This is a genomic window from Frankia torreyi, from assembly GCF_000948395.1.
GTDB lineage: Bacteria > Actinomycetota > Actinomycetes > Frankiales > Frankiaceae > Frankia > Frankia torreyi.
The window spans coordinates 1-12,305 of the sequence record NZ_JYFN01000105.1 but is presented as its reverse complement, the minus strand read 5'-3'; the positions used below and the strand labels follow the sequence as shown (position 1 = coordinate 12,305).

At 72.9% G+C, this 12,305-nt stretch carries 13 protein-coding genes; 9 read left to right on the top strand and 4 right to left on the bottom strand.

Annotated elements, in window-relative coordinates; genetic code table 11:
- Positions 1-305, top strand: a 305-nt coding sequence (locus FF36_RS30395; RefSeq protein ID WP_044888653.1) for a transposase, incomplete at its 5' end; no start/stop codon positions are given.
- Between the two features lie 50 nt (positions 306-355).
- Here the strand turns inward: FF36_RS30395 and cysE are convergent.
- On the bottom strand, positions 356-1,093 hold the full coding sequence (cysE, locus tag FF36_RS30390; RefSeq protein ID WP_044888652.1) for a serine O-acetyltransferase: 738 nt from the start codon (positions 1,091-1,093) through the stop codon (positions 356-358).
- A 3-nt stretch (positions 1,094-1,096) separates the two neighbouring features.
- Entirely contained in the window at positions 1,097-2,029 is a 933-nt protein-coding gene (cysK, locus tag FF36_RS30385) for a cysteine synthase A (RefSeq protein WP_044888651.1), read from the bottom strand.
- Between the two features lie 311 nt (positions 2,030-2,340).
- On the opposite strand from cysK, the gene FF36_RS30380 reads away from it, so the two are divergent.
- From FF36_RS30380 to FF36_RS30365, 5 genes are all read left to right on the top strand, one after another.
- Positions 2,341-3,093 carry a (Fe-S)-binding protein gene (locus FF36_RS30380; protein WP_044888650.1) on the top strand — a complete coding sequence of 251 codons (753 nt, stop codon included), beginning with the start codon at positions 2,341-2,343 and terminating at the stop codon, positions 3,091-3,093.
- A 67-nt stretch (positions 3,094-3,160) separates the two neighbouring features.
- Positions 3,161-4,786: a lactate utilization protein B gene (locus FF36_RS30375; protein ID WP_044888649.1), complete on the top strand. Its 1,626-nt coding sequence runs from the start codon at positions 3,161-3,163 to the stop codon at positions 4,784-4,786.
- On the top strand, positions 4,783-5,580 hold the full coding sequence (locus FF36_RS30370; RefSeq protein ID WP_044888656.1) for a LutC/YkgG family protein: 798 nt from the start codon (positions 4,783-4,785) through the stop codon (positions 5,578-5,580). Before FF36_RS30375 ends, FF36_RS30370 begins: the two co-directional genes overlap by 4 nt.
- A gap of 56 nt (positions 5,581-5,636) precedes the next feature.
- Positions 5,637-5,795: a hypothetical protein gene (locus tag FF36_RS35750; RefSeq protein WP_157867025.1), complete on the top strand. Its 159-nt coding sequence runs from the start codon at positions 5,637-5,639 to the stop codon at positions 5,793-5,795.
- 136 nt (positions 5,796-5,931) lie between these two features.
- Positions 5,932-6,627: an NAD(P)-dependent oxidoreductase gene (locus FF36_RS30365; RefSeq protein ID WP_044888648.1), complete on the top strand. Its 696-nt coding sequence runs from the start codon at positions 5,932-5,934 to the stop codon at positions 6,625-6,627.
- A 484-nt stretch (positions 6,628-7,111) separates the two neighbouring features.
- On the opposite strand, the gene FF36_RS30360 is transcribed toward FF36_RS30365, so the two are convergent.
- Both FF36_RS30360 and FF36_RS30355 read right to left on the bottom strand, forming a co-directional pair.
- Positions 7,112-8,023: an LLM class flavin-dependent oxidoreductase gene (locus FF36_RS30360; protein WP_044888647.1), complete on the bottom strand. Its 912-nt coding sequence runs from the start codon at positions 8,021-8,023 to the stop codon at positions 7,112-7,114.
- A gap of 9 nt (positions 8,024-8,032) precedes the next feature.
- Positions 8,033-9,097, bottom strand: coding sequence for an LLM class flavin-dependent oxidoreductase (locus FF36_RS30355; RefSeq protein WP_044888646.1), 1,065 nt, complete (start codon positions 9,095-9,097; stop codon positions 8,033-8,035).
- 258 nt (positions 9,098-9,355) lie between these two features.
- Between FF36_RS30355 and FF36_RS30350 the strand changes: the two genes are divergently transcribed.
- The 3 genes from FF36_RS30350 to FF36_RS30340 are packed head-to-tail and all read left to right on the top strand — an operon-like array spanning position 9,356 to position 12,217.
- Positions 9,356-10,498 (top strand): ABC transporter substrate-binding protein, encoded by a 1,143-nt coding sequence (locus FF36_RS30350; protein ID WP_082122374.1) that lies wholly within the window; start codon positions 9,356-9,358, stop codon positions 10,496-10,498.
- A 7-nt stretch (positions 10,499-10,505) separates the two neighbouring features.
- Entirely contained in the window at positions 10,506-11,486 is a 981-nt protein-coding gene (locus FF36_RS30345) for an ABC transporter permease (RefSeq protein WP_052681646.1), read from the top strand.
- A gap of 5 nt (positions 11,487-11,491) precedes the next feature.
- Positions 11,492-12,217 carry an ABC transporter ATP-binding protein gene (locus FF36_RS30340; RefSeq protein ID WP_044888645.1) on the top strand — a complete coding sequence of 242 codons (726 nt, stop codon included), beginning with the start codon at positions 11,492-11,494 and terminating at the stop codon, positions 12,215-12,217.
- Positions 12,218-12,305 lie beyond the last annotated feature (88 nt).

Sequence of the window (12,305 nt, the reverse complement as noted above, 5' to 3'; positions counted from 1 at the left end):
GCACCACATCCACCACCGGACGGACCCTCACCATCCACCCCCAGCACACCCAGCTGGCCGCCGCCCGCCGCGAGGCCACCAACCCGGCATGGCAGGACGAGTACCGCCGCTGGCGTCCCCCGGTAGAACGCGGAATCGCCTGGCTGGTAGCCCACGGCAACCGCCGCGTGCCCTACCGCGGCGTGACCCGCAACGACACCTGGCTCCACCACCGCGCCGCCGCACTCAACCTCCGCCGGCTGATCAACCTCGGACTCACCCACACCAGCACCAACGGCTGGACCCTGACCGCCGCACCCCCTTAAACCACGGCCATCCACCCCCACCAGCACCCCGCAAGATTTTCAGTGATCTTCTAGATGGAGAAGTCCTCGCCCTGCCAGACGCCGGCCTGGGGCAGGCGGATCGGCGGCCGCTGCCCGGCACCGTCGCCGGACGCGGCACCGGCCGCACCGTCCGCGCCGGCCGTGACGGTGGCGCCGGCACGGGCCGCCTCCAGCCGGTCGACGCGGGTGAGCAGCGACTGCAGGCTGATGCCGACCAGGTCGGGCATCCGGTCGTCGTGGGCGGGCTGCGGGCGGCTCGGGCTGATGACCTGGCCGGGGACGCCGACGACGACCGAGCCGGGCGGGACCGGGCGGACGACGACGGCGTTCGCGCCGATCCGGCTGTCGGCGCCGACGGTGAACGAGCCGAGCACCTTCGCGCCGGCGCCGATCACCACCCGGTCGCCGATCGTCGGATGACGCTTGGTGGCCTCCAGGCTGGTCCCGCCGAGCGTCACGCCGTGGTAGATCGTCACGTCGGCGCCGACCTCGGCGGTCTCCCCGATGACCACGCCGGTGGCGTGGTCGATGAACACGCCCTCGCCGATCCGGGCGGCGGGGTGGATGTCGACGCCGGTCAGTGTGCGGGTCAGCTCGGCGCCGACCCGGCTGAGCAGCGGCATCCGGTGCGTCCACAGCCAGTGGTTCAGTCGGTGGCCCCAAAGGGCGTGCACCCCGGGATAGCACAGCGCGACTTCGAGGGTGGAGCGGGCGGCGGGGTCGCGATCCCGTGCCGTGCGCAGATCCCGGCGCAGCGTCGCCAGCACGGCTCAGTCCCCCAGGCCGGCGAACAGCGGCGTCGACAGGTAGCGCTCGCCGAAGTCGGGCAGCACGACGACGACCAGCTTGCCGGCGTTCTCGGGGCGGCCCGCCACCGTCAGCGCGGCCGACACCGCAGCCCCGGCGGAGATGCCGACCAGCAGGCCCTCCTCGCGGGCGAGGCGGCGGGCGAGCTCCATCGCGTCGTCGGCCTCGACCTGGATGATCTCGTCGACGAGCGAGGTGTCGAGCACGCCGGGCACGAAGCCGGCGCCGATGCCCTGGATCGGGTGCGGCCCCTTCACGCCCCCGGACAGCACCGGCGACGCGGCGGGCTCCACCGCGACGAACCGCGCCGACGGCCGGCGCGCCTTGATGACCTCGGCCACCCCGGTGATCGTCCCGCCGGTCCCGACGCCGGCGACGAGGATGTCGATCTGCCCGTCGGTGTCGCGCCAGATCTCCTCGGCGGTCGTGGCCCGGTGGATCGCCGGGTTGGCCGGGTTCTCGAACTGCTGGGGCATGAAGTAGCGGGAGTCGCTCTTGGCGAGCTCCTCGGCCTTGGCGATGGCTCCGGCCATCCCCTCGGGGCCGGGGGTGAGCACCAGGTCGGCGCCGTAGGCGCGCAGCAGCATCCGCCGCTCAACGCTCATCGTCTCGGGCATCGTCAGCACGCACTTGTAGCCGCGGGCCGCGCACACCATGGCCAACGCGATGCCGGTGTTGCCGCTGGTGGGCTCCACGATGATGGTGTCCGGGCCGATCGCGCCGGCCTGCTCGGCGGCGTCGATGAGCGCCAGCCCCAGCCGGTCCTTCACGCTGTGCGCCGGGTTGAACGACTCCAGCTTGGCGACGACCTGGGCCCCGACCCCGTCGGTGACCCGGCGCAGCCGCACCAGCGGCGTGTTCCCGACCAGCCGCGTGATGTCCTCGGCGATCCTCATCGACGTTCTTCTCCTCGGTCGGCGCCCCTCATCGTCACTGGGCCAGGGTATGTCCCGACTCCGGCGCGGAACCGTCCATGAGCAATAAGGCACCATCGAGCACCCGGATCGCGGCAGCGGGGCCCACCGGCACGGCAGCCGGCACCCACCGGCGTGACGACGCCGCGGCGGCGTTGCGCGATGGGGGGACGTCCGCGGTCCGGCCGGGATAGTTTCGAGCCCGTGGCGCGGATCCGGCGGCGAGGGTGCGGCGCAGGCGGTCTGGACGCCGGGGCTCGGCGTCGAGCGGGCGGGGGCGGGGGCGGGGGCGGATGAGGATCGCGCTGTTCGTGACCTGCCTGGTCGACGCGCTGTACCCGCGGGTCGGGCAGGCCACCACCGAGCTGCTCGAACGCCTCGGTCACGAGGTCGTCTTCCCCGCCGGGCAGACCTGCTGCGGGCAGATGCACACCAACACCGGCTACGCCCGCGAGGCGGTCGAGCTGGTCCGCCACCACGTCGACGTGTTCGACGACGCCGACGTCGCCGCCGACGTGATCGTCACCCCGTCCGGATCGTGCGCGGGTTCGGTGCGCCACCAGCACGCCGCACTCGCCCGCGACGCCGGCGACGATGCGCTCGCCCGTCGCGCCGAGGCGGTCGCGGCCCGCACGTACGAGCTGTCCGAGCTGCTCGTCGACGTGCTCGGGGTGGAGGACGTCGGCGCCTACTACCCGCACCGGGTCACCTACCATCCGACCTGCCACTCGCTGCGGGTGCTGCGGGTGGGTGACCGGCCGCTGCGGCTGCTGCGCCAGGTCGCCGGGATGACGCTGCTGGAGCTGCCGGAGGCCGAGACCTGCTGCGGGTTTGGTGGCACCTTCGCGGTGAAGAACGCGCCGACGTCGACGGCGATGCTCGCCGACAAGATGCGCCACGTCCTCGGCACCGGCGCGGAGGTGGCGACCGCCGGCGACGCGTCCTGCCTGATGCACATCGGCGGCGGCCTGACCCGGCTGCGGGCCGCCACCCGCACGGTGCACCTCGCCGAGATCCTCGCCAGCACCCAGGCGACCCTCCGATGAGCGAGCCACACCGTACGGGTCCCCATGGGGCCGGCGGTCCGACGTGCGGCGGTCAGGCGGGAGCCCGGTGACGGCGGCGTTCCTCGGGATTCCCGCGCCGCCCGGCGTGGGGCAGCTACGCGGCGGCCGGCCCTTCCCCGCCGCCGCGCGCGACGCTCTCGCCGACAGCCAGCTACGCCGCAACCTCGGCCACGCCACCGGGGTCATCCGCACCAAACGGGCCGCGGCGGTCGGCGAACTCGACGACTGGGAGCAGCTCCGCCTCGCCGGCGAGGCGATCAAACGGGCGACGATGGCCCGCCTCGACGACCACCTCGTCCGGTTGGAGGCCGAGGTGACCGCCCGCGGCGGGACGGTGCACTGGGCCCGCGACGCCCACGAGGCGAACGCGATCGTCACCGGCCTCGTCCAGGCCACCGGCGCGACCGAGCTGGTCAAGGTCAAGTCGATGGCCACCCAGGAGATCGGCCTGAACGCCGCGCTCGCCGACGCCGGCATCACCGCGCACGAGACCGACCTCGCCGAGCTGATCATCCAGCTCGGCGACGACGTGCCCAGCCACATCCTGGTCCCGGCGATCCACCGCAACCGCGCCGAGATCCGCGAGCTGTTCCTGCGCGAGATGCCCGGCGTCGACCCGTCGCTCACCGCCGAACCGCGCCGCCTGGCGATGGCCGCCCGTGCCCACCTGCGCCGCACGTTCCTGCGGGCGCGGGTCGCCGTGTCGGGGGCGAACTTCGGCGTCGCCGAGACCGGCTCGCTCGTCGTGGTCGAGTCCGAGGGCAACGGCCGGATGTGCCTGACGTTGCCGGAGACGCTGATCACGGTGATGGGCATCGAGAAGGTCGTGCCGAGCTGGCGGGACCTGGAGGTGTTCCTGCAGCTGCTGCCCCGCTCGTCGACCGGGGAGCGGATGAACCCGTACACGTCGACCTGGACCGGCGTCACCCCCGGCGACGGGCCGCAGGCGTTCCACCTGGTCCTGCTCGACAACGGCCGCACCGCTGCCCTCGGCGACGCCGTCGGCCGCGACGCGCTGCACTGCATCCGCTGCTCGGCCTGCCTGAACGTCTGCCCCGTCTACGAACGCACCGGCGGCCACGCCTACGGCTCGGTCTACCCCGGCCCCATCGGCGCCGTGCTGTCCCCGCAGCTCACCGGGATCCATTCCGGCAGCGACGACAACGCCTCGCTGCCCTACGCCTCCAGCCTGTGCGGCGCCTGCTACGACGTCTGCCCGGTGCGCATCGACATCCCGTCGCTGCTCGTCCGCCTGCGCACCGCCCACGTCGACGCCGCCCGCGACCGCCCGCTGCCGACCGCGGAGGCGCTCACGATGGCCGCCGCCGCCTGGGTGATGTCCTCCCCCACCCGCTTCGCCGCCGCCGAGACCGCCTCCCGCCTCGGCCGGCTGGCCGGCCGCGCCACCGGCCGGCTGTCGTCGCTGCCCCCACCGCTGTCGGCATGGACGTCCAGCCGCGACGCCCCCCGGCCCCCCGAGGAGACCTTCCGCCAGTGGTGGTCCCGCACCCGCGGCGGCCCCGCGCATCCGGCAGGTCAAGCGAATCCCCCGCCACCGGGCGGTTTCGCGGGGCCGGCGGGTTCCGCGGAACCGCGCGGTTCGGCGGGGCCGGCGGGGCCGGCGGGTTCGGCGGGGCCGGCGGGTTCCGCGGGGCCGGCGGGTTCCGCGTGAACGCGCGCGAGGAGGTGCTGGCCCGCATCCGGGCCGCGAACGCCAACGCGGGCGTCGGCCTCGGCGGTGGAGTGCGTGGACCAGGTGCGGACGACGATGGTGACATCCCCCGCGAATACCACCGAGGCGGCGGACCGGCGCCCGGCAGCCCGCCGCTGCTCGATCTGCTGCGCCGCCGGCTCGTCGACTACCGCGCGTCCGTTGTCGACGCGGCCCCCGGCGACGAGCCGGCGGCGATCCGCGCAGCCCTGGCCGCCGCCTCCGCCGAACACCCACGCGGTTCCGCGGAACACCCACCCCCGTCCGCCGATAATCCCCCCGGTTCCGCGGAACACTCACCCCGCTCCGCGGAATATCCGCCCGATTCCGCGGGGCGGGGAGGCGGGGCGGTGCTCGTCCCACCCGGGCTGCCGGCGGGCTGGTGCCCGGACGGCGTCGTCGACGGCGGCTTCACCGCCGTCGAGCTTGACGGGTTCGCGGCGGTGGTCACCGGCTGCGCGGCGGCCTGTGCGCTGACCGGGACGATCGCCCTCGACGGCTCCCCCGACCAGGGCCGGCGCGCGATCACCCTGGTGCCCGACGTCCACGTCTGCGTCGTCCGAGCCGACCAGGTCGTCCACGGCGTCCCCGAGCTGCTCGCCCGCCTGGACCCGACCCGCCCGATCACCCTCATCAGCGGCCCGTCGGCCACCAGCGACATCGAGTTCGACCGCGTCGAGGGCGTCCACGGCCCCCGCACCCTCGCCGTCATCCTCGTCACCGACCCGACCGACCCGACCGACCCGACAGCCTGACGCCCCACCGCGCTCCACGCACCGGCCTTGTCCGCCCGGCGGGTTGGGTACCCGCCGTGCTGGCGGGACTGAATTTCCCGTTCGTCGTCGAGGAACCCGACGAGCTTCGCGATCTGCTCAGCTCACTGGCAGAACGACTCGCCGCCGCCACCACCGACAGCGGCACCGGCACCGGCACCGGCACCGTTCACGTCGGTCCGGCGACTTCCATCTGATCAGGCGGTCGCCGGCGCATCCGCGGGTCTGTCACATCGGACGGCTGGGACTCGACGTATTCGCAGAGCGCGGTGGCGCGGACGAACCAGGCCGCGCCGCCACACGAACGATTCCCAGGCGAAAGGCCAGGCAGGTATGAGGATCGCGGTTTTCGGGGCGAACGGGCCCACCGGGCGGCTGGTGGTGCGGCAGGCCCTCGAGGCAGACCATGAGATCGTCGCGGTCACGCGACGACCGGCGGAGTTCCCGCTGATCGGCGAGCGGCTCACCGTCGTCAGGGCCGACGTCGCCGACGAGCCCGCCACCGCGCGGGCCGTCGACGGAGTCGACGCGGTGCTGAGCACCGTCGGCGTGCCGTTCGCGCGGGCGCCGATCACGGTCTACAGCACCGCCGCCACCACCATCACGAACGCGATGATCCGGTTCGGCGTGAAGCGGCTGGCCGTGGTCAGCTCCACCGCGGTCGAACCTCACCCGCACAGCGAGGGCGGGTTCCTGCTCAACCGGGTCATGCAGCCGCTGCTCGCCCGCACGATCGGCCGGAGCACCTACGCGGACATGCGGGCCATGGAGCAGATCGTGCGCGACAGCGGCCTGGACTGGACGGTCATCCGATCGTCCGGCCTGTTCGACGCCGACCACGTCTCGCCCTACGAGGTCAGCGACGGCCCGCTGGACGGCGTGTTCACCAGCCGCGCGGACCTCGCGCACTGCCTGCTGGCGCAGGCGACCGAGGACCGGTTCGCCGGTCGGACGATCGAGATCACGACCAGCGAGGGCGCCCCGACCCTGCTCCAGGTGATCCGGCGGGAGGCCTTCGGCCGCGACTGACCCACCCGCCCCGCCCTCCCGCCGGCCCGGCGCCGGCTTGGGCTTCCCTGCCGGTCCAGCGCCTTTCCCACTGTCGCGATCCCGGCAGGGATGATCACGGATCTGGCTGGTGCAGCGCCTCGGAATTCCGCTCCCAGGCCCGGTTTCACCCTGCGTGACGTCGCGATGGGCGCTGCGCGGGCGACGGCGCGCGGCGGATGCGTGGGAGAGCGGCCGCCTGGTTCTTCTGTATGGTTCGGCGTCCGATTTGTCCCTACAGAGCAACCACGTGGCGCCGTTCCCCTGCACAGCCGTTTGCAGCGGCCCTGCGGTGGTGTAACCGCCCAGGTCAACACGTTGATCCTTTGTCGCACTGAGTGAATGGAGCGCCGCGTCTCCAGGACTGCCGCCTCGGCTCGGCCGGACGGCCATGGCGGCGGTCCTTGCCGGTCCGGAGGGTTTCGCGTCCGATAGATCCCGCCGGATGAGCAGGGAAGCGGGGCGGTCAGGGGCGGGCGGCGGCTACCTGGGCGCGGACCTGGGGGATGACCTGGTCGGCGAAGATCTGGAGGTGTTCGACGGGGGTCTCGCGGTCGCCGAGGACGAACGTGTCGAAGTCCAGTTCGAGGGCGAGGGCGGTGAGCTCGTCGACCCACTGGCTGGCCGGGCCGACGAGGAAGCCCTCCGAGCGGTCCTGGAGCTTGTGGCCGAAGAAGGCGTTGTACAGGCGCGGAACCGCGGTGCGCGACCGGCCGGCGGCGGCGAGCTCGGTGTCGAAGTGCGCCGCGTCGGCGCGGACGGTGTCCAGGTCGAGGCGGTTGCCGTTGGGGATCCAGCCGGCGCCCACCCCGGCGGTCAGCCGGCGCATCAGCGGGCCGCCGCTGCCGATCCAGAGCTGGATCGGCTCCTGCGGCGGGAGCAGCGGCTGCGGATGGTCGAGCTGGTAGTACTGGCCGGCGTAGGTGACGTCGGCGTCGCCGGACCACAGCAGCCGGATGACGTCGATCGCCTCGGCGAGCCGCTCCCGGGCCTCGCGTGGCTTCCACCGCGGGCCGCCGATCGCGGCGATCTGGTCCCACAGCCCGCCGGTGCCGAGGCCGAGGTCGAGCCGGCCGGGGGCGAGGCGGTCGATCGTCCACGCCGTCTTGGCCAACACCGCCGGCGGGCGCAGGGCGAGGTTGACGACGTCGGTGAGCACCCGGATCGACGACGTGCGGCCGACCACCGCCGACAGCAGCGCGACCTGGTCGACGTAGTCGGGGTTGTAGGGATGGTCGGGCACGGCGATCAGGTCGTAGCCCAGCTCCTCGGCCTGCGCGGCATGGTCGAGCAGCGCGCGACCGGCCACGGTGCGGGGGAACAGGAAGGTGCCGAACCGCAGCGGTCGGTGGTCGAGCGGTCGGTCGTCGTCGGTCATCGGTATCTCCTATGCCGCGCTGAGCGCGGTCTCCTTGCGGACGAGGGGAGCCACTTCCTCCGCGATCAGGTGCATGATCTCTTCGGTGCCCGCGGCCCCCAGGCCGTTGTCGATCTGGAGGAAGTGCAGGTCGTGGCGGAGGTCCTGGTGCATCCCGATCAGCCGCTCGGCGACGTACTCGGGGGTGCCGACGAGGATCTGGCCGGTCGGGCCGGTCAGCTCGTCGAAGCCCTGGTCGAGCAGGCGCTGGGCACGGTTGTCCTGGCGCAGGCCCTGGTTGCGCTGCGCGGCGGCGTTGACCGTCTGCTCCCAGTAGGCGCGGTACTCGCGGCGCACGCGTGCCTCGTCGTGGTCGACGACAACGGTGGACAGCGAGGCGACCCGGGCCCGGCTCGGGTCGTGGCCGGCGGCGGCGAACGCCTCGCGGTAGTGGTCGGCGAAGTCGGCGTAGGTGCCGGCGCGGAACCCGGCGACCAGGACGGGCAGGCCCTTGCCGGCGGCGAGCTCGACGGAGTCCACGTTGCGGGTCGCCCCGAGCCAGACCGGAAGCTGCGGCTGCACCGGCCGCGGGGTGACGTGCGCGTCGCTCAACGCCGGGCGGGAGGTGGCGGGCCACGCCGGGATGTGCCCGGTGCGCAGGATCTCCAGGAGCAGGTCGAGGTGCTCGCGCAGCAACGTCCCGCGGTCCGGGTCGTCCTGGCCGATGAGCAGCCGGGAGGCGTTCGCGAAGTTGCCCTTCCCGGCGACGATCTCAACACGCCCCCCCGAGAGGACGTCGAGGGTGGCGTAGTCCTCGGCGACGCGGACCGGGTCGAGCAGGGGAAGCAGCGTCACCCCGGTCATCAGCCGCAGCCGCTCGGTCTGTGCGGCGATGGCGGCGAGGATGACCGGCGGTGCGCTCGTCACGAAGTGCGGGTCGCCGTGGTGCTCCCCGACGGAGAACGCCTCGAAGCCGAGCCGCTCGGCGAGCACGCCTTGGGTGACGATCGACGCCAGCCGCTCATGCTCGGTCGGCGTCTGCCCGGTGCGCCGGTCTGTGGAGACGCCGCCGAGCGTGTTGATTCCCAGTTCCACCAGATGCCCTCGATCGTCGTCGGTACGTGTTCGGAGGCGACGGGCCCGCGCCGACGAAGCCTCGTCAGTGGATCAGGGCATGACGCTCAGCTTGCCATCAGCTGCTGGAACCCGCGCCCGTCTCGCCGTTTTGCCTGGACTGTAACCTGCGCCGCCCTTTGTGGGCCATCTCTACCCTTTCGGTTGACAAGTACGTCATGGCATGAAACCTTCACCCGGACCCGGGGACGCCGGGAGTGGATCATGTAGGAGTTTTCGATGTATCAGCGGGGATCAGTCCAGCGCAGGATCGGCGGCCGCGTGCGCGGCGCCGTTGCGGTCGCCGTCGCGGCCGGCCTGGCGGTGACCCTCGCGGCCTGCGGCTCGGATTCGGGTGGCGGGTCGAGCGCGGCGGCCAGCCCGGCCGCGGCCAGCGCGTCGAGCGGCCCCGACCTGTCCGGGGTGACGCTGCGGGTGGCGACCTACCCGGCGGCCATCGGCGGCGACGAGGCGCTGCTCAAGGCGGCCGGCCTGCTCGACACCCCGTACAAGGTGCGGTTCCAGACCTACCCCGACGGCGGCGCGCAGACCGGGGCGGTCAACCAGGGCAGCGCGGACCTCGCCCGCGGCAGTGGCGTCGCGAACGTGCTGATCGCCGCGGGGGGTACCAAGCCGAACTTCGTGTCCGTCGCGACGCTGCGGCTGCCGACGTCGCTGCAGTGGACGGTCGCGAAGAAGGGCATCACCTCGATCGCCGACCTGCGGGGCAAGAAGGTCGCGTACACCAAGAACACCACCACGCAGTACTTCCTGCTCAAGCAGCTCGCCAGCGCCGGACTGACCTTCAAGGACATCCAGCCGGTGCCGCTCACGCCGGCCGACGGCCTGAGCGCACTGCTCGGCGGCAGCGTCGACGCGCTGGCCGGGTTCGGCAAGACGGTGCAGGTCGCGGTCGCCAAGGGCAACCCGATCCTGGCCGACGGCGGTCCGATCCTCAAGGGCAGCCTCGGCGGCCTCGTCGGCGCCTACAACGCTTACACCTCCGACCTCGACGACCCGGCGAAGTCCGCGGCGATCGCCGACTACATCGGTCGGATCGAGGCGTCGTTCGCCTGGACCCGGGCGCACCCCGCCGAGTGGGACAAGATCACGGCTACGAACACCAACCAGCCGCTGGAGTCCGTCACCGCCAACTTCAAGGCCTCGGAGAACAGCGCGAACTCGGCCGTGGGCCCCGTCGACCCGAAGGCACTGACCGACCAGCAGGCCATCGCCGACACCTTCCAGGCCGCCGGCCTGCTGCCCGGCAAGGTCGACGTCGCCGGCAGCTACAACACGAAGCTGAACCCGGCGATCGCCGCCGCCATCGCCTCCTACAAGGCCAAGTTCCCGGCGAACTTCGCCGTCACGACCGTCAAGTGAGCGGACGATGGGAGACCCGCGTGCCGTGGCGACCGTGACGCAGCCCGAGGGCGCATCACCCGGAAGCCCGCCCGCTGCCACGCCGGCCACGCCGGCCACGCCGGCCGCTGAGGCCACGCCCACTACTGAGGCCACGCCCACCGCTGTTGTCACGCGTGCCGCCGCGGGTTCGCCCGCGGCGGCACGCGGGCGGCGGGTGACCTTCAGCGCCGGCGGCGCGGACCGGCGTCGGCGGCGGTGGGTTCCCAGCCTGGTCCGCCGGGCGATCGTCCCGATCCTGCTCGTCGCGCTGTGGCAGGTCGGCAGCTCGTCGAGCTGGTGGTCGACGGAGGTCCTGCCCGCGCCGTGGGACGTCGCCCACGAGTTCGTCACCCTGTGGAACAACGGCCAGCTCCCGTCGAACCTGTGGGTGTCGGTGCGCCGGGCGTTGACGGGCGCGGCGATCGGCATCGCCGTGGGCCTCGCCCTGGGCGTGGCGGTCGGCCTGTGGCGGCCGGTCGAGGAGGCCATCGACGCCACCCTGCAGATGCTGCGGACGATCCCGTTCCTGGTGATCCTGCCGCTGTTCATCCTCTGGTTCGGCGTCGACGAGACCCCGAAGATCCTCATCATCACGATCGGCACGGCGCTGCCGATGTACATCAACACGATGTCGGGCGTGCGCACGGTCGACCCGCGTCTGCTGGAGATGGGCCGCCAGTTCGGCCTGAACCGGCTGCGCCTGATCGCGACCGTCGTCCTGCCCGGGGCGACACCGAGCATCCTCACCGGCGTGCGTTACTCGCTCGGCCTGAGCTGGCTCGCGCTCGTCGTCGCCGAGCAGATCAACGCCCAGAAGGGCCTGGGCCTGCTTATCTACAACGCGCAGTCGCTGTTCCAGACGAAGATCCTGATGGTCGTCGTCGTCGTGTACGCCGCCCTCGGCCTGATCACCGACGTGATCGTGCGCCTCGCCGAGCGGCGCCTGCTGGCCTGGCGCGGGAGGTGACGCGGGTGAACGCCGTCACGGTGCGCGGCCTGCGTCGCGCGTTCGGCTCGCACGTCGTGCTCGACCGGCTCGACCTGTCCATCGCCGACTCGGAGTTCGTGGCCCTGGTCGGCCGCAGCGGCGGCGGCAAGACGACGTTGCTGCGCACCCTGGCCGGTCTCGACCCGGTCGCCGAGGGCAGCGTCGAGGTGCCGGCGCTGCGCTCGGTGGTGTTCCAGGAGCCGCGGCTGCTGCCCTGGCGCCGGGTGTGGCAGAACGTCGCGGTCGGCCTGCCGCGCTCCCGCCGCCGCGACGAGGCGTCCCGGGCGCTGGCCGAGGTCGGTCTCGCCGATCACGCCCAGGCCTGGCCGCTGACGCTGTCCGGCGGCGAGGCGCAGCGCGTCGCACTCGCCCGGGCGCTGGTCCGCGAACCCGAGCTGCTGCTGCTCGACGAGCCGTTCGGCGCCCTCGACGCGCTGACCCGCATCCACATGCACGATCTGGTCCGCCAGCTCCACGAGCGGCACCGCCCGGCCGTGCTGCTGGTGACGCACGACGTCGACGAGGCCCTCGAACTCGCCGACCGGGTGATCGTGCTGCGCGACGGCCGCCTCGACGAGGAGATCGAGACCCGCGAGCTGTTCGACGACCGCCGCGACCCGCGCTTCGAGCAGGCCCGCGCCCGGCTGCTCGGCCTGCTCGGCGTCACCGACACCCACGTCGCCGACCCCTCGGCCGTCGCCGACGTCTAGGAGACCACTGAAAATCTTGCGGGTCCGGGTTCTGGTGTGGTGGTCGACGCCAGTGTTGTGATCATGCAGGGTGAGTGGGTGGGCGAGC